Annotated in this window: 13 protein-coding genes; 11 read left to right on the forward strand and 2 right to left on the reverse strand. The window is 61.1% G+C overall.

The window, feature by feature from the left end; translation table 11 throughout:
* Positions 1 to 18: 18 nt before the first annotated feature.
* Complete coding sequence (locus C2846_RS03535; protein WP_119700698.1) at positions 19 to 777, reverse strand: protein NO VEIN domain-containing protein; 759 nt, start codon at positions 775 to 777, stop codon at positions 19 to 21.
* 216 nt (positions 778 to 993) lie between these two features.
* Between C2846_RS03535 and C2846_RS03540 the strand changes: the two genes are divergently transcribed.
* Positions 994 to 1,236 carry a helix-turn-helix transcriptional regulator gene (locus C2846_RS03540; protein ID WP_119700699.1) on the forward strand — a complete coding sequence of 81 codons (243 nt, stop codon included), beginning with the start codon at positions 994 to 996 and terminating at the stop codon, positions 1,234 to 1,236.
* Positions 1,226 to 2,479, forward strand: a complete 1,254-nt coding sequence (locus C2846_RS03545; protein ID WP_119700700.1) for a type II toxin-antitoxin system HipA family toxin — start codon at positions 1,226 to 1,228, stop codon at positions 2,477 to 2,479. The genes C2846_RS03540 and C2846_RS03545 overlap by 11 nt, the downstream gene beginning before the upstream one ends.
* Positions 2,480 to 2,548: 69 nt before the next feature.
* On the opposite strand, the gene C2846_RS03550 is transcribed toward C2846_RS03545, so the two are convergent.
* A complete protein-coding gene (locus C2846_RS03550) occupies positions 2,549 to 3,712 on the reverse strand; it encodes a type III PLP-dependent enzyme (RefSeq protein WP_080049527.1) in 1,164 nt (387 codons plus the stop codon).
* Positions 3,713 to 4,240: 528 nt separating this feature from the next.
* On the opposite strand from C2846_RS03550, the gene C2846_RS03555 reads away from it, so the two are divergent.
* The 9 genes from C2846_RS03555 to C2846_RS03600 all read left to right on the forward strand — a co-directional run bounded on the left by C2846_RS03555 (position 4,241) and on the right by C2846_RS03600 (position 18,319).
* Entirely contained in the window at positions 4,241 to 6,370 is a 2,130-nt protein-coding gene (locus C2846_RS03555) for a TonB-dependent receptor family protein (protein WP_119700701.1), read from the forward strand.
* Positions 6,371 to 6,920: 550 nt separating this feature from the next.
* On the forward strand, positions 6,921 to 10,541 hold the full coding sequence (gene uca / locus C2846_RS03565) for an urea carboxylase (RefSeq protein ID WP_119700703.1): 3,621 nt from the start codon (positions 6,921 to 6,923) through the stop codon (positions 10,539 to 10,541).
* Between the two features lie 23 nt (positions 10,542 to 10,564).
* Positions 10,565 to 11,302: a GntR family transcriptional regulator gene (locus C2846_RS03570; protein ID WP_080051664.1), complete on the forward strand. Its 738-nt coding sequence runs from the start codon at positions 10,565 to 10,567 to the stop codon at positions 11,300 to 11,302.
* A 103-nt stretch (positions 11,303 to 11,405) separates the two neighbouring features.
* Positions 11,406 to 12,701 (forward strand): urea ABC transporter substrate-binding protein, encoded by a 1,296-nt coding sequence (urtA, locus tag C2846_RS03575; RefSeq protein WP_080049523.1) that lies wholly within the window; start codon positions 11,406 to 11,408, stop codon positions 12,699 to 12,701.
* 115 nt (positions 12,702 to 12,816) lie between these two features.
* Positions 12,817 to 14,457 (forward strand): urea ABC transporter permease subunit UrtB, encoded by a 1,641-nt coding sequence (gene urtB / locus C2846_RS03580; protein WP_119700704.1) that lies wholly within the window; start codon positions 12,817 to 12,819, stop codon positions 14,455 to 14,457.
* Between the two features lie 28 nt (positions 14,458 to 14,485).
* The gene (urtC, locus tag C2846_RS03585; protein WP_119700705.1) at positions 14,486 to 15,586 is read left to right on the forward strand and encodes an urea ABC transporter permease subunit UrtC; all 1,101 of its coding nucleotides are present in this window, start codon (positions 14,486 to 14,488) and stop codon (positions 15,584 to 15,586) included.
* A 53-nt stretch (positions 15,587 to 15,639) separates the two neighbouring features.
* Positions 15,640 to 16,419, forward strand: coding sequence for an urea ABC transporter ATP-binding protein UrtD (gene urtD, locus C2846_RS03590; RefSeq protein WP_095625037.1), 780 nt, complete (start codon positions 15,640 to 15,642; stop codon positions 16,417 to 16,419).
* A gap of 2 nt (positions 16,420 to 16,421) precedes the next feature.
* On the forward strand, positions 16,422 to 17,117 hold the full coding sequence (gene urtE / locus C2846_RS03595; protein ID WP_080049519.1) for an urea ABC transporter ATP-binding subunit UrtE: 696 nt from the start codon (positions 16,422 to 16,424) through the stop codon (positions 17,115 to 17,117).
* A gap of 218 nt (positions 17,118 to 17,335) precedes the next feature.
* Entirely contained in the window at positions 17,336 to 18,319 is a 984-nt protein-coding gene (locus C2846_RS03600) for a TAXI family TRAP transporter solute-binding subunit (protein WP_119700706.1), read from the forward strand.
* Positions 18,320 to 18,373: the final 54 nt, after the last annotated feature.

Genomic DNA, 18,373 nt, shown 5'->3' on the forward strand with positions numbered 1-18,373 from the left:
CATGAAACCCGGGGCGATTCAAAACCCGAAAACACGATAGAGGTGGTAACGTGCTGCGTTTCTCTCTGAGAAACGCAGCTCATTCGGCGTCACATAGAACGGAGTCTGCTTACCGTATTTCGTAGTCTTGGCCTCGATATAGCGGTCTGAACCATCAGCTTCAAAGGAAAGAATATCGAAACCCGCACTCGGCCCAATGGTGTCGGAGACCTGCTCAACCTTGTCTGCCAAAGACTCTTTACCTAAAGAGATCAGGCGCGCTTTTTCAAGACTGATAACAAACTGCTCACCCAGCTCACCCAACTGGGCGTTACTAGCCTCTAATGAGAGATAATCGACACCAGTCGCTACATAGCTTGCTCGCGTCTCCCCAATCGACACACGGCGCTCGCGCCGTGCAGGTGCATCCTCCACCCTAGACAACAAGTCAGTAATAGACGGCAGTTTCGGAACGGCCCGGGTGTCTGCCTCAAACAATTCCCAGATATCCGGGTGCGCTTCCAAATACGCATCAACTACTTCGGGCAAGAGCAGTCGCTGATAATTTAACGCCGGTTTGTAGCCAGCGATGTAAGGCAGGTTGCGCTCCATTAAGACAGCACTAATGTTCTGGTGCTTAAACTCAACCGAACCATTGGAGCGATCATCCAGCCGTTCTCTCAATGCTTCTCTGTGCGCGGTTTTATTCACACGCTGCCCCTCCATCTCTGCGCGCAGCATCTGAAAATAGTCCTGTACAGCGGCCTCCACTTCGGACGCAGACCAGTTCTTAGTCATACCCACAAGCAGCCTCCTGCCGACAACAAGGTAACAATCAAGGGATAAGCGATTTAACCAGATATCCAATCCAAAAAACAAAAACCAATATTTCCCGAGCGGTAATATTTTTAGAGCAACCGACCATTTTTAATAGAAAATTCCCGATCGGGAAATAAACCTTGCACCTGCACTTTTTCTGGCAGATAGTTTCCTGAACGGGAAATAGGTAACGTCATGATGTTCATTCAAACCACCGAACAACTAGGTGATCAATTGCGTGCCGCGCGCAAGCAGCTAGGGCTGACTCAGCCGCAGTTGGCCTTGGCGGCGGGGGTTGGAGTGCGTTTTATCGTCGAGCTTGAAGCGGGCAAGCCAACCGTGCAATTGGAAAAAGTGCTTCGTGTGATAGATGCACTGGGTGGTCAGTTGCGGCTCGGAGGTTTACCGCAGGTCAGGAGCAACAAGCATGACACATGAACTGGCAGTGTGGCTATTTGAGGAACCGGTAGGAATACTCGGGCTAGTCGATGGCAGACTGAGCTTTCGTTATAACTCCAACTGGCTGTCCCGGTCAGATGCCATGCCGCTATCCACAGCATTGCCCCTGCAAACCGAAGTATTCGACGATAGACAAGCCCGCCCCTTTTTTGCCGGGCTGCTGCCCGAGGGACAGTTGCGCCGACTGATTGCCCAGCAATTTCAGGTATCCCGACAGAACGATTTTGCCTTGCTTGAGCGTATCGGCGGTGAATGTGCCGGGGCAGTCAGCTTGCTGGAAATCGGGCAGCCACTGAATGTCGCCGATACTGGTGATGTGCAGTGGTTGGGTGATCAGGAGCTGGCTGCCATCCTCGATGAACTGCCACAACGTCCGATGCTAGCGGGTAACGAAGGTTTGCGGTTATCGCTGGCGGGCGCGCAGGATAAATTGCCGGTAGTGTTTGATGGTACCCGTATCGGCTTGCCACGTAATGAGATGCCCAGCACACATATCCTCAAGCCCGCGATCCAGAGCCTTGAGGCGACGGTCCTCAACGAAGGCTTCTGTCTGGCACTGGCAGCAGCCATGCAGCTAAAAGCAGCTCATACGTCAGTACATAGAGTGCTGGGACGACAGTTCCTGCTGGTCGAGCGCTATGACCGGATCGCCACTGCGCAGGAGCAATGGCAACGGCTGCATCAGGAGGATTTCTGCCAGGCATTGGGCGTGGTACCAGAGTTGAAATACCAGAACGAAGGCGGCCCTGACCTGCCGCAATGCTTCGATCTGCTGCGCCGGGTTACACGTCCCAGTGCGCCTCAGATCCTGCGCCTGCTCGACTACGTAATCTTCAATGCCTTGATCGGCAACCATGATGCACACGCAAAGAACTTCTCACTGCTGTACACCGGTGGCACAGTGGTTCTGGCTCCGCTCTATGACGCTCTGTCGACCGCTGTGTACCCAACCCTGACGCCACGCATGGCAATGAAAATTGGCAGCAGGTACCGTTTTACCGAGCTTCAGGCACGCCACTGGGATCAGTTCGCCAAAGCGGCAGGGCTTAGCCCGGCACAGACCAGAAAGCGCATACAGGCATTGGCACAATCACTACCCGGCACAGCCCGGCAACTCCAGTCCGATCCAAGGCACGACTTTGCCAGCAATGCGGTGATCGAGCAGATTGTCTCGCTGATCGAGCAGCGCTGCGCCCTGACTCAGCAAAAAATCGGCAGCTAACTTCACCACAAAAAACCCGCCCTCGTCTCCGGGGCGGGTTTTGTGCACTACACCGCAGCGCGGCGCGCGTTAGATATAGAAAGCCTCCAACGGCGGGAAACCGTTGAACTCGATCGCACTGTAGCTGGTGGTGTAGGCGCCGGTAGACAGCCAGTACAGGCGGTCGCCGATCGCCAGGTTCAGCGGCAGACCGTACTTGTAGTGCTCGTACATGATGTCGGCGCTGTCGCAGGTCGGACCGGCGATCACCGCTTCTTCCAGCTCGCCCTTCTTGTCGGTCCAGATCGGGAACTTGATCGACTCGTCCATGGTTTCGATCAGGCCGCTGAACTTGCCCACGTCGGTGTACACCCAACGCTCCAGCGCGGTGTGCGACTTGCGCGAGACCAGCACCACCTCGCTGACCAGGATGCCGGCGTTGGCGATCAGCGAGCGGCCCGGTTCGAGGATGATTTCCGGCAGCTCGTCACCAAAGTCCTCGTGCAGGAAGCGGGTGATTTCCTCAGCGTAGGTCTGCAGAGTGTTGGTCTTGGTGATGTAGTTGGCCGGGAAGCCACCACCCATGTTGATCATCTTCAGGGTGATGCCGTCTTCTTCTTTCAGGCGCTCGAAGATCACCTTGACCTTGGCAATCGCCGCGTCCCAGGCACCTATATCGCGCTGCTGAGAGCCGACGTGGAAGGAGATGCCGTAGGGGTCCAGGCCCAGTTCCTTGGCCAGCACCAGCAGATCCATGGCCATGTCGGTCTGGCAACCGAACTTGCGCGACAGCGGCCAGTCGGCAGTGGTCGAGCCTTCGGTCAGAATGCGTACATAAACCTTGGAGCCCGGAGCGGCCTTGGCGATGTTGCGCAGGTCGGCTTCCGAGTCGGTGGCGAACAGGCGCACACCTTTCTCATAGAAGGCGCGGATGTGCTTGGACTTCTTGATGGTGTTGCCGAAGCTGATCTGCTCGGGCTTGACGCCCAGAGCCAGGACCTTCTCCAATTCATAAATAGAGGCGATGTCGAAGTTCGAACCTTTGCTTTTCAGCAGGCTCAGCACTTCATTGGCCGGATTGGCCTTGACCGCATAGTAAACCTTGGCGAATGGAAACCCATCGACCAGTTCGTCGTAGGCGCGGTCGATGGTCTTGAGGTCAACCACCAGGAACGGGGTTTCGTGCTGATCAGCACAGGCCTTGATGCGACCAAAAGTGTCGCGGTCGAAATAGTCTTCCAGCTTGATGGACATGGCGTCGGCTCCAAAGTTGCAAAGTTCGGATCGGGCCGCGTGAGGACATGAACTGATCAGATGCAGGGCAGACAAGCGCACTCCCTCCGGACGAACCAGAAAGGAGACGCTCTCCGACGGAAGCGCTCTGAACGCATAAGCCAACACACAACCCGGGGGTGCGAACGTCTGATCAGTATCCCCACTTTGGTTCGCCTACTTCCCAAGGCGTGCGCCGAAAGCAATAAGTCCGGAAAACCCCGGTCTTGCTGTCTCGTCGTCAGTACTTGAGCCGTATGGATCGTGCCAGCCTCAACGTTCGGGGCGAACCATAAAACCAAGTGACCACGGGGTCAAGAGCTGCCGGTCAAATAGCTGCGCAGACGGGTATCGCACAGACTGGCCGACGGGAAATTTTCCCAGTCCAATCGCCACAGGTAGGGCGACCAAAGCAGCCCGTCAGCCCAACACCCGGGCAATATTCCCTGGCCAGCCGGGATGTCAGCATGCAGGCGTGACTAATCTGCCATCCATAATAAGGAACACACGATGCCTGCTCTGACTCCGATCGCTCGGGCGGTAAAGCTCACCGCCCTGCTCTGTTTGCCCGGCCTGACCCTGGCACAGACCAGCGAACAGCCCCTGCAACTGCCGTCGATGGACGTGCGCAGCCTGGTTCCCAGCGAGGTCCAGGGTATGCCCGGGGCTGCCAATCTGCTAAGCCGTGAAACTCTGGATACCTACAAGCCCTACAGCCTGCATGATGCCTTCGACTTCGTGCCTGGGGTAAGGACAATTGACGATGACGTGCTCGGACTGCGCTCGGGTATCGGTATCCGCGGCGCGCCACCGCGGCGTTCGCGCAAAGTGCTGTTGCTTGAAGACGGTACGTCAATCAACAACAGCGCCTATCTGGACTCTGGCGCCCATTACACCCCGCCGATGCAGCGCCTGGAGCAGATTGAGGTCCTCAAGGGGGCCGGCCAGATTGTCCATGGGCCGCTGAACAACCATGGCATCATCAACTTCCGCAATCTCAAACCAACGGCTACCCCGCAGACCAAGGTCGAACTGGGCGCTGGCAACCAGGACACCCGTCAGGTTCACCTCATGCATCGGCGCACCGAAGGTCCGGTAGGCATGGTGTTCGCCTACACTGGCCAGGAGGCTGACGGCACCTTTGATGTCGAGGAGCACGAGTTCGACGATTTCTACGCTGCGTTGCAATGGCAGGTTAACGAACGCCACCAACTGGCGACCTCGGCCACCTACTTCCGTGAACGCAGCCAGGGCTATGACGAGAGCAATCTCTCTCTGGCCGAGTACCGCAACAAGCCACGCAGCAAGCGCCAGCTCGATGAAGCCAGAGAGTTCAACAACATCTCGGTGGACTACTACAAACTGGATCTGACCCACAACTTCCAGCTCAGCAATGACGTGCGGCTGTCGAGCAAAGTGTTCGCCACTGAGCTGGATCGTCCCCGGTTCCAGACTCGTGGCACGTCGCCGCGTGAGGGTGGCGTCATGGAAGGCCGTGACCGCCGTTACCACACGCTCGGTGCCGACAGCCGCATCGATATCGGCAATCTCCATGCCCTGGGCCTGGAGCATCGGCTGCAGGCCGGGCTGCGCTATGAGAAGCACCGCTTCGCCGACCGCCGCCCAGTCGGCCGCCCCGGTGAATATCTGAAGGAAAGCAACCGCGGCAATGTCTATGCCCGTGCCGGCGTGGATGGTTACACCCGCGATGGCCGGCTGGTTAGCTACGATGCCGAGGCGGTATCCGGTTTTATCCAGAACACCCTGAGCTGGGGTGACTGGGCCATTACCCCAGGCCTGCGCTACGAGACCTACAACCAGTACAAGAAGACCAACTTCCGCCCCGGCAGCTCAGCCGAAGGCAGTCGTGACAAGGACAGCAACAGTCTTTGGCTGCCGGGCATCAGCCTGCTGTACAGTGGCTTTAACGCCACCGAGATCTACGCCGGCATCCATCGTGGCTACGCCCCGGCCTCAGCCCGGACCGATGACTTCCCGCTGACGCCGGAAACCGGCATCAATAGCCAGATCGGTGTACGCAGCCACGCCCTGCGCGGGGTTAGCCTGGACGCAGCCTTCTTCTATAACCGGATCAAGGACACTCTGATCCGTGACAGCGTCGACAGCTTCGGTGATGCGCTGTTCATCAACGCCGCCAACTCGCATGTCCATGGTCTGGATCTGGGCGCGCGGATCGACTCCGATGCCTTCTACAACTCACCTTACAACCTGTTCGCCGAGCTGGCTCTGAACTTCACCAAGGCGCGCTTCAGCAACGGGCCACTCAAGGGCAACCAGGTACCGGAAGTACCGACCCGGGTCGGCAGCCTGACCCTGGGGGTCGAGCATGCTGCCGGCTGGCAGCTGAGTGTCACCGCCAGCCACTTCGGTGCCTTCTACACCGACATCGAGAATACCCGGGCGCTGGATGTAACCGGCAGCGAGGACGACGCCGGTCGGGTCCCAGGCCGAACTCTGTGGTCGGCCAGGGCCAGCTACCAGCTGCCGACCAGGCTGGACACCACCCTGTGGCTGCAAGGCCGCAACCTGAGCGACAAGCTGTATATCGCCGACATTCAGGAAGGCATCCGCCCCGGCGCCCCGCGCACCGTGGTCGGCGGGGTGACCTTCCGCTTCTGAGTGCTCCTTGCGCCAACCTGGCGTTTGTGCCGACCGGGCTTTGCGGTCGGCTTTTTTTTCCTTGCCAGATCTGGATCGCCACAGGCCGTTGGCCCTCGCGATGACCTGCGGTTGGAACACCTTGTACCGAGTCAACGCCGCTACGTCATTGCGAAGACCAAAGGTCTGAAGCAATCCAGGAGAAGCCCGACCAAGGGCACATACCAGTGCACCACATTGAGCCCCAACGCCCCCGCACGGTGCACATCCATGTGCATAACACCCCTCAGCGCAGTTCTGAAATCTCCCACTAACAAAAGCCAACCCCCTGATTCCAAAGGGCGCAAGCGTATTTCCTGACCATTTATCGAAAACTGGCACGCTCCCTGCTGAATACCAGCTTGCATACAAGTCGGTATTCCACAACAGCAGGACAACGGCATGACTCGATCGACCACCAGGAGTTTGCCCCCGATCCCAGGGACGGCGCGACACCCCATACCGGCGTTCGCCCTCCATGCGGCCTGCCCGACCTTTCCCTCCAGCCAATAGCCGCCTGATGGATCACGCCATGCTCAGCAAAGTATTGATCGCCAACCGTGGGGAGATTGCCGTCCGCATCGCCCGCACTCTCAAAGCCATGGGCATCACCTCAGTTGCCATTTACTCCGAAGCCGACCGCAACAGCGCCCACGTCAGCGCCTGCGACGAAGCCATCGCCCTGGGTGGCCACAGTGCCGCCGACAGTTATCTGCAAGCCGAACGCATTCTCGCCGCGGCCCTTGAGTGTGGTGCCCAGGCGATCATCCCCGGTTATGGTTTTCTGTCTGAGAACGCGGGTTTTTCCGAACAATGCGAAGCAGTCGGCATCGCTTTCTGTGGTCCGACTGCCGAGCAGATCCGCCAGTTCGGTCTCAAGCACACCTCGCGTGAAATCGCCGAACAGGCTGGCGTACCGCTGACGCCGGGCACCGGTCTGCTTGACTCGGTCGAACAGGCCTGCAGCGCCGCCAGCGAACTGGGCTATCCGGTCATGCTCAAAAGCACCGCCGGCGGTGGTGGCATTGGCCTGACCCGCTGTGATGACGAAGCAGCGCTGATTGATGCCTTCGAGAGCGTCAAGCGCCTGGGTCAGAACTTTTTCAGCGACAGCGGCGTGTTCCTTGAGCGTTTCGTCGACAACGCCCGCCATGTCGAAGTCCAGATCTTCGGTGATGGCCTGGGCAACGTGATTGCTCTGGGCGAGCGCGACTGTTCACTGCAACGGCGCAACCAGAAAGTGGTCGAGGAAACCCCGGCCCCGCACCTGCCCGCCGCCACCCGCGAAAAACTGCTGGAGGCCTCGGTCAGTCTGGGCAAGGCCGTCAACTACCGTAGCGCCGGTACCGTCGAATACATCTATGACGCCGCCCGCGACGCCTTCTATTTTCTCGAAGTGAACACCCGTCTGCAGGTCGAACACCCGATCACCGAAGCCTGCACCGGCGTCGATCTGGTCGAGTGGATGATTCTGACGGCGGCGGGTCAGCCGCCGGCGCTCAATGAGCTGGTGATCGAGCCCAAGGGGGCCGCTATCGAAGTGCGCCTGTACGCCGAAGACCCGGTGCGCGACTTCCAGCCCTCGCCCGGTGTACTGACCGAGGTGCAGTTCCCCGAGCACGCCCGGATCGACACCTGGGTCGCCACCGGCACCGAGGTCTCGCCCTATTACGACCCGATGATCGCCAAGCTGATCGTCCACGGCCATGACCGGGCCGATGCCATCGGCAAAATGCGCGAAGCGCTGAATGCCACCCGCATCGCCGGTATCGCCAGCAACCTCGACTATCTGCGCCAGATCATCGATGCCGAGTTCTTCGCCGCAGGCGAGGTGGCAACCAACCGTCTGGCCAGCTTCGCCTACCAGCCACCGGTGATCGAAGTACTGCAACCGGGCACCTACAGCAGCGTGCAGGATTATCCGGGCCGGGCCGGCTACTGGAGCGTTGGCGTACCGCCCTCCGGGCCGATGGATGACTATGCCTTCCGCCTGGGCAACCGCATCGTCGGCAATCACGACAGTGCTGCCGGGCTGGAGTTCACCCTGATCGGGCCTAAGCTGCGCTTTCATGTCGATACCGTAATCGCCCTGACCGGCGCCGCCTCGGCCGCCCATCTGGACGGCCAGCCGCTGCCGTTCTGGACCCCGATCACAGTCAAGGCCGGGCAGGTGCTGGACATGGGCAAGGCCGAAACCGGCTGCCGCAGCTATCTGGCCGTGCGCAACGGCATTGATGTACCGGTTTATCTGGGCAGCCGCTCGACCTTCGCCCTTGGCCAGTTCGGCGGCCATGCCGGACGCACTCTGCGTGCCGCCGACATGCTGCCGATCAGCAATCCGGCACTGGCCGCCTGCACCACCCCGGCACCGCTGTTCGAGCCGGCACCGGCCCCGGCCGGGCTGATCCCCGAGTATCCGCAGGAATGGGAAATCGGTGTACTGTACGGCCCACATGGCGCGCCGGACTTCTTCACCGATGAAGCCATCGAGATGTTCTTCTCCACCGCCTGGGAAGTGCACTACAACTCCAACCGCCTGGGCATCCGCCTGAACGGCCCCAAGCCGACCTGGACCCGCAGCGACGGCGGCGAAGCCGGGCTGCACCCCTCGAACATTCACGACACTGAATATGCGGTCGGCTCGATCAACTTCACCGGCGACATGCCGGTGATCCTGACCAAGGACGGCCCCAGCCTCGGCGGCTTTGTTTGCCCGGCGACCATCGTCAAGGCCGAGCTGTGGAAAGTCGGCCAGGTCAAACCGGGTGACCGTATCCGTTTCAAGCGCCTGAGCTTCGATACCGCCCTGGCCCTGGAACTGGCCCAGGACCGGGCCATCGAGGAGCTGGCCGAACAGCCTGCGGTAACGCCGCTGCCCGAGGTTCGCCCCGAACACAATCTCTCGGCCTGCATCCTCGCCGCGCTGCCCGAGCAGGGCAGCCGCCCGGAAGTCGCCTACCGTCAGGCCGGCGACAAGTACATCCTGCTCGAATACGGCCCCAACGTACTCGACCTGCGCCTGCGCCTGCGTGTTCATGCGCTGATGGAGGCGCTCAAGGCCCAGCCGATCGAAGGCATCATCGAGCTGTCGCCTGGGGTGCGCTCGTTGCAGATCAATTACGACAGCCGGCTGATTCACCAGCACGACCTGGTCGACCGCCTGCTGGTGCTGGAAACCCAGCTGCCGGACGCCAGCGCCATGCGGGTGCCGAGCCGGATCATTCACCTGCCGATGGCCTACGAGGACTCGGCGACCCTCGATGCCGTGGCGCGCTATCGCCAGTCGGTGCGCGACACCGCGCCCTGGCTGCCGAGCAACACCGAGTTCATGCGCCGGATCAACGGGCTGGACAGCGCCGAGCAGGTCCGCGACATCCTGTTCAGCGCCAGTTACATGGTGCTCGGCCTCGGTGACGTGTATCTGGGTGCGCCCTGCGCGGTGCCGGTCGATCCACGCCATCGCCTGCTGACCTCCAAGTACAACCCGGCGCGGACCTACACCGCCGAAGGCACCGTCGGCATCGGTGGCGTGTACATGTGTATCTACGGCATGGACTCACCCGGTGGTTACCAGTTGGTCGGCCGCACCCTGCCGATCTGGAACAAGTTCCTCAAGAGCCCGGTGTTCGTCAACGGCGAGCCCTGGTTGCTGAAGTTCTTCGACCAGGTGCGCTACTACCCGGTCAGCGAAGATGAACTGACCGAGCAGCGCGAGGCATTCCGTGAAGGCCGGCTGAACCTCCACATCGAAGACAGCTATTTCGATCTGGCCGAACACGAGCAGTTTATTGCCGCCAACACCGCCAGCATCACCGCTTTCAAGCAGCGTCAGCAGGCCGCCTTCAGCGAAGAGGTGGCCTTGTGGCAAGCCGATGAGCAGGCCCAGGTTGACGCGGCCCTGCAGGTCCGCACTCAGGACGGCCCGATCGAGGTCGACGGCCACGCCGTCACCGCCGACATCAGCGGCAACATCTGGAAACTGCTGGTCGAGCCTGGCCAGCAGGTCGAACCGGATCAGCCGCTGCTGATCGTCGAGGCGATGAAGATGGAATTCTCGGTCTACGCCGACCGCAGCGCCAAGGTGCTGGCCATTCACTGTGAACCGGGACGGCCGGTCAACGCCGGCGACCTGTTGCTGGTTCTTGAAGACTGAGGCGGACGATTAGCGTGCTGAAACTGGAAAGAGCCACCGGCGAACGCCGGCAGAACCTGACCGAGCGGATCTACCAACAGCTCAAGCAGAGCATCTTCGACTTCGAACTGTTGCCGGGCGACCGCTTCAGCGAGAACGAAATCGCCGAGCAGATGCAGGCCAGCCGCACCCCGGTGCGCGAAGCCCTGACCCGCTTGCAGCGTGAGGGCTTTGTCGCGGTCTCGTTCCGTAGCGGCTGGCAGGTTCGACCGTTCGACTTCGAGCAGTACGAACAGCTCTACGACGTACGCATCGTGCTGGAGATGGCGGCGGTCAAGCGCCTGTGCGAAATGCAGCCGGGGCCAGACCTGGAAGAACTCAAACAGGTCTGGCTGGTGGCCCCCGCTGAACGGCTGGACGACGGCCCGCGGGTCTGCGCGCTTGACGAGCGCTTTCATCAGAAGCTGGTGGAGGCCACCGGCAACGCCGAAATGGCCCGGATTCACCACGACCTGACCGAGCGCCTGCGCATCGTCCGCCGGATCGACTTCACCCAGCGGCCACGGATCGAGGCGACCTACATCGAGCACGGCAAGATCCTGCGCACCGTACTCGAACGCCGGGCCGACGAAGCCCAGTTGCTGCTTAAAAGTCATATCGAGGAAAGCAAGGCCGAGGTCCGCAAGATCACCCTGCACATGATCTTCGAGGCCCGCCAGCACCAGAACAAACTGAATACCAGCCAGCGGCCCGAAGCCACTGGCGAACAACAGAAGGCCTGAGGCAGAACAGGCCCAACGACGACAAGGAGGTCCATTGCCAGACACACCCGATGTTCCAGCAATAAACCTGATTTGAACACGCGCACACATCTGGAGAACGACAATGACATTGAAGAAACTGGTGAAACAGGCAGGCGCCCTGGGCGTGGCCTGCAGCATGGCCCTGACCGCCCTGGCGGTGCAGGCGGAAACCATCAAGGTCGGAGTTCTGCATTCGCTGTCCGGCACCATGGCGATTTCCGAAACCACCCTGAAAGACACCATGCTGATGCTGATCGAGGAGCAGAACAAGAAAGGCGGCCTGCTCGGCAAGCAACTGGAACCGGTAGTGGTCGACCCGGCCTCGAATTGGCCGCTGTTCGCCGAGCGTACCCGCGAACTGCTGGAGCAGCACAAGGTCGATGCGATCTTCGGCTGCTGGACCTCGGTCTCGCGCAAATCGGTACTGCCGGTGGTCGAAGAGCTCAACGGCATCCTGTTCTACCCGGTGCAGTACGAAGGTGAAGAATCCTCGCGCAACATCTTCTACACCGGGGCGGCGCCGAACCAACAGGCGATTCCGGCAGTGGATTATCTGAAGGATGAACTGGGCATCGAACGCTGGGTACTGGCCGGTACCGACTACGTCTACCCGCGCACCACCAACCGTATCCTCGAGGCCTACCTCAAGGCCAATGGCGTGGCCGAGTCGGACATCATGATCAACTACACCCCGTTCGGCCACTCCGACTGGCAGAACATCGTCGCCGACATCAAGCGCTTCGGCAGCGCCGGCAAGAAGACCGCGGTAGTCTCGACCATCAACGGTGACGCCAACGTGCCGTTCTACCGTGAGCTGGGCAACCAGGGCGTATCGGCCGAAGACATTCCGGTCGTGGCCTTCTCGGTCGGCGAAGAAGAGCTTTCGGGGATCGACACCGCGCCGCTGGTCGGCCACATGGCCGCCTGGAACTACTTCATGAGCGAAGAGACCCCGGAGAACGAGGCCTTCATCAAGACCTGGCACGAGTTCATCGGCAACACCGAACGCGTCACCAATGACCCGATGGAAGCCCACTACATCGGCTTCAACATGTGGGTCAAGGCGGTCGAGAAAGCCGGCACCACCGATACCGACGCGGTCATCGACGCCATGATCGGCGTGCAGGTGCCGAACCTGACCGGCGGCGTCAGCACTATGCTGGCCAACCACCACATCACCAAGCCGGTACTGATTGGCGAAATCCAGGACGACGGCCAGTTCCTGACAGTCTCGCGTACCGACGACCTGGTTCCAGGCGATGCCTGGTCCAAGTATCTGGAAGGCAGCAAGGACCTGATCGCCGACTGGACTGCGCCGATCAACTGCGGCAACTACAACACCAAAACCAATACCTGCCTGGGCACCAGCACCCAGTGACCGGTGAGCGCCCCGGGCATCCCGGGGCGCCTTGTGGAGCTTAGCCCCACATTGACAGACAGAACCACGACACCCTGCCCGGCACTTGCCGGGCACCTGATTCAGGACTGCGGTTATGACCTTACACTCATTCTGGCGACGGCTGCGCGCTGCCGGACTATGGCTGATCCTGCTGGCCGGTCTGGGCCTGGGCTGGACCGCACAGGCCGACCCGCTAGCCGAGCACGTGCCCGCCGACCCGGACTTTGCCAGCCTGGTCCAGCAACTCCCGCAGGGCAGCCTGCAGCAGCGCGCCGCTACCGTGACGCAAATGGCCAGCCTTGACCACGACCGACTGATCGATGTGCTGACCGCCTTGCAGGACGGCAATCTGCAGGCCAACCGCGATACCCCGCCGCTGGTCGTCATCCGTGACGGCAACCGGACATTCGATGCCCTCAGTGGCGAGCTGCTGGACGACCTCAGTGACCTGCGCCGCATCCCGATCAACAACAGCCTGCGCAGCCAGTTGCGCAGCCTGCTGGCCCAGCTCAACCTGAGCCATGACAGTGCCGAGGTCCGCTACAACGCGGTACGCCGGTTTATCCGCGACGGCATCGACAGCGACGCCATCGCCCTGCTGCTGGAGCGCCAGCAGATCGAAGATAGTGGCCGGGTCAGCGATGCCATCGACACCGCCTTGGCGCTGTACCAACTGCAAGGCGTCGATCAGACCCTGCGTCTGCAGGCGATCGACACCCTCAGCGGCTCGCTGGAACGCGAGGCACGCAACGCTCTGAGCCGGATCGCCGAGCAGGATGCTGATCCGCAGCTGCGCGCCGCCGCCCGGTCGGCACTGGATTCGATCCAGACCAAGATCCAGTTCTATCGCTTCGTCGAAAACCTGTTCTTCGGCCTCAGCCTGGGCTCGATCCTGCTGCTGGCCGCTATCGGCCTGGCCATTACCTTCGGCGTCATGGGCGTGATCAACATGGCCCATGGCGAGTTGATCATGATCGGTGCCTATACCACCTGGGGCGTGCAGGTCCTGTTCCCCGGGCTGATCGAATGGAGCCTGCTGATCGCCATTCCGGCTGCCTTCACCATCGCCGGGCTGGTCGGCATCGCCATCGAGCGCGGGGTAATCCGGTTTCTCTACGGCCGGCCGCTGGAAACCCTGCTGGCCACCTTCGGTATCAGCCTGATCCTGCAACAGGCGGTACGCAGCCTGTTCAGCCCGCTCAACCGCCCGGTCACCTCACCGGAATGGATCAGCGGCACCCTGACCCTAAACCCGGTGCTGTCGATCACCTATACCCGGCTGTACATCCTGCTGTTCGGGCTGATGGTGTTCTTCGCCCTGCTGCTGGTGATGAAGCGCACCAGCCTCGGCCTCAAGGTGCGCGCGGTCTCGCAGAACCGAGCCATGGCCCGGGCAGTCGGGGTCCGCTCCAGCTGGGTCGATGCCCTGACCTTTGGCCTGGGTTCAGGTATCGCCGGTATCGCCGGGGTGGCGCTGTCGCAGATCACCAACGTCGGCCCCAACCTCGGCCAGGCCTACATCATCGACTCGTTCATGGTGGTGGTATTCGGCGGGGTCGGCAATCTCTGGGGCACCCTGGTCAGCGCCATGAGCCTGGGGCTGATCAACAACTTCCTCGAACCCTATGCCGGGGCCATGCTGGCCAAGGTGCTGGTACTGGTGATGCTGATCCTGTTCATCCAGAAGAAACCCAAGGGCCTGTTCCCGCAGAAGGGCCGGGCGGCGGCTGACTGAGCCGCACGCCCCATTACGAGAGACACTTATGCTGACTCAACGTTTGTTACTCAGTGATCGCGGCGGCATGCTGGTGCTGGGTCTGGTGCTGCTGATGGCGATTATCGTGCCGATCTGCAACCTGGCGCTGCCCACCAACTCGCCGTTCTACATCTCCAACTTCACCGTGGCCCTGCTCGGCAAGTTTCTGTGCTTTGCCCTGCTGGCGCTGTCGGTCGACCTGATCTGGGGTTATGCCGGCATTCTCTCGCTCGGCCATGGCGCCTTCTTCAGCCTCGGTGGCTACGGCATGGGCATGTACCTGATGCGCCAGATCGGTGACCGTGGCGTCTACGGTCACCCGGAGCTGATGGACTTCATGGTGATCCTCAACTGGGAAACCCTGCCCTGGTACTGGCAGGGCTTCGAGATGTTCTGGTTCGCCGCACTGATGATCCTGCTGGTGCCCGGGCTGCTGGCCCTGGTGTTCGGCTGGCTGGCGTTTCGCTCGCGGGTCACCGGGGTGTATTTTGCGATCATCACCCAGGCCCTGACCTTCGCCCTGATGCTGGCCTTCTTCCGCAACGAAATGGGCTTTGGCGGCAACAACGGGCTGAACGATTTCAAGGAAATCCTCGGCTTCGACATCACCGCCAAGACCACCCGGGCCGGGCTGTTCGTCGCCTCGGCCATTGCCCTGATTCTCGGCTACCTGGCTTGCCGTTACATCGTCACCTCACGCATGGGCCGGGTGCTGATCGCGATCCGCGATGCCGAAAGCCGGACCCGCTTCAGCGGCTATCAGGTCGAGTCCTACAAGCTCTGGCTGTTCGTGTTTTCGGCCATGCTGGCGGCGGTGGCCGGTGCGCTCTACGTGCCCCAGGTCGGCATCATCAACCCCGGCGAGTTCTCGCCGCTGAACTCGATCGAAATGGTGGTCTGGGTCGCCACCGGTGGGCGTGGCACCCTGTTCGGCGCGATTGTCGGCGCCTTCTCGGTCAACTATGCCAAAACCTTCTTCACCACCTTCTCGCCGGAAACCTGGCTGTTCATTCTGGGCGCGCTGTTCGTGCTGGTCACCCTGTTGCTACCCAAGGGCATCGTCGGGCTGCTGGACAAACTGGTACGCCGCAAGGGAGACAAGGCATGACCACACTGGCGCAATTCCGTGAAACCTGGCGCCGCGACCGGGTGTTCGATTTCATGCTACCAACCCCGGAGTTCGAGCGACCGGTGGATACCAGGCACGGCCCGATTCTCTACGTCGAGGACGTCAGCGTCAGCTTCGACGGCTTCAAGGCGCTGAACAACCTCAACCTGTATATCGACGACGGCGAACTGCGCTGCATCATCGGTCCCAACGGCGCCGGCAAGACCACCATGATGGACGTGATCACCGGCAAGACCCGGCCCGATACCGGCAGCGTCTATTTTGGCCAGCGCATTGACCTGCTCAAGCTGTCAGAGCATCAGATCGCCCGTGGCGGAATCGGCCGCAAGTTCCAGAAACCGACCATTTTCGAGGCGCTCAGCGTCTACGAAAATCTGGAGCTGGCCACCGCCGCCGATAAGCGCGTGTGGTACACCCTGACCCGCCAGTTGAACGGTGAGCAGCGCGACCGGATCAATGAGGTCCTGATCCAGATCGGTCTGGTCGACAAGCGCCACAGCAACGCCGGCGAGCTGTCCCACGGCCAGAAGCAGTGGCTGGAGATAGGCATGCTGCTGATGCAGAACCCCCGGGTGCTGCTGGTCGATGAGCCGGTGGCCGGGATGACCGGCGAAGAAGTCGAGCACACCGCCAACCTGCTGACCTCACTGGCCGGCAAGCACTCGGTGATCGTGGTCGAGCATGACATGGCCTTCGTCCGCTCGATCGCGCGCAAGGTCACGGTGCTGCACCAGGGCAGCGTGCTGGCCGAAGGAACCATGGATCAGGTGCAGAACGACCCGCGCGTGATCGAAGTCTATCTGGGGGAATAAGCGTGCTGAGCATCCAGGGTATCAACCAGTACTACAACCAGAGCCACATCCTTTGGGATCTCGACCTTGAGCTCAAGGAAGGCACCTGCGGCTGCCTGCTCGGACGCAACGGGGTGGGCAAGACTACCCTGCTCAAGTGCGTGACCGGGCTGCTGCCGATCCGCGATGGCCAGATCCTGCTCGACGGTCAGGACATCACCCGCCTGAGCACGGAAAACCGCGCCCGGGCAGGGATCGGTTACGTCCCCCAGGGCCGCGAGATATTTCCGCTGCTGACGGTGGAAGAAAACCTGAAGATTTCGCTCGGCGCGCGCAAGGACCGTGCCCGGCAGATCCCTGCGCAGATCTATGAGCTGTTTCCGGTACTCAAGGAAATGAAACACCGGCGCGGCGGCGACCTGTCCGGCGGCCAGCAGCAGCAACTGGCCATCGGCCGGGCGCTGGTGCTCGACCCCAAGCTGCTGATCCTCGACGAGCCAACCGAGGGCATCCAGCCCAACATCGTGCGCGACATCAGCGACGTGATCCGCAAACTCAACAGCGAACTGGGGCTGACCGTGCTGCTGGTGGAACAGAAACTGCCGTTCGCTCGCCGCGCCGCCGATGATTTCTTCATCATGGAGCGTGGCCGGGTGGTCGCCAACGGGCCGATGACCGATCTTGACGACAGCCTGATCCAGCAGTATCTGACCGTGTAATGACGCGACCAGAGCCTGACACCTGATGGGTGGATTTCCACCCATCAGCCTTTCCAGCAGTGGCATGATTCCACCCGAAAAAAACCGCCTAAAATCCACCAACCTCTCTGCATCAGCACTTTCAGCCTTGTGGCACAGCCCTTGCTCCAGTGCCTGTGATAGCTCCGCAGTCAACACCCGACCCGCGGATACAACAAGCACAAAAACTGGAGTCCAGCATGAAAACACTGCGCACCCTGGCGTTGGCCAGTCTGTCTGCCACTGCCCTGCTTACCACCACCCTCACCCAGGCCCAGGATCGCAGCGGCTGGCCGTCCAACTTTACGGTCGGCACCGCCAGCCAGGGCGGTACCTATTTCGCCTATGGCTCGGGCTGGGCCAATTTCATCGCCGAACAACTTGGAGTATCGGCCGGTGCCGAGGTTACCGGTGGTCCGGTACAGAACATGGCGCTGGTGCATACCGGCGATCTGGCCTTCGGCTTCACCACCATGGGTCCGGCCCAGGATGCGCTGGAGGGCAAGAGCCCGCTGGCTCCAGGCATGCCGCTGGACAATGCCTGTGCGATCTTCCCGATGTTCGAAACCCCGTTCTCGCTGGCGGCGCTGGGCAACTCCGGGATCAACAGTGTCAGTGACATTCCGCGCGGTACCCGGATCGGCTTCGGCCCGGCCGGCTCGACCGCCGACAGCTACTTCCCGCGCATGCTGGAAACCCTGGGCGCTAACTTCAGCCGGCGCAACGGCAGCTGGGCCGACCTGGGTGGGCAGATGCAGGATGGCCTGCTGGGCATGGTCGGCTTCGCCGCCGGGGTGCCGATTCCGACCATCAGCCAACTGGAAGTGCAGACCTCGGTCAACGTGATCTCCTTCAGCGAAGAGGAAGTGGCACAACTGACCGCCAACTTCCCGGTCTCCGAGTTCATCATTCCGGCCGGTACCTACAACACCCTCAAGCAAGATGCCCGCGCCGTGGCCATGTGGAACTTCGCGGTTGCCAACTGTGATCTGCCGGAAAGCTTCGTCTATGAAGTCACCCGTCTGACCATGGAAAACAACGCCCGCATGGTCTCGATCCATCAGGCCGCGATGACCAGCATTCCTGAGAACCTGGACAAGAACAGCGTGCTGCCCTGGCACCCAGGTGCGGCGCGCTGGTTCGCCGAGAACGGCCACAGCATCGACCCGGCCCTGATCAAGTAAGCGACCCATTCCTTGCCCACTGCCACCCCGCCCAACGCGGGGTGGATCGAGCCC

This window comes from Pseudomonas jilinensis (assembly GCF_003586265.1).
Taxonomy (GTDB): Bacteria; Pseudomonadota; Gammaproteobacteria; order Pseudomonadales; family Pseudomonadaceae; genus Halopseudomonas; species Halopseudomonas phragmitis.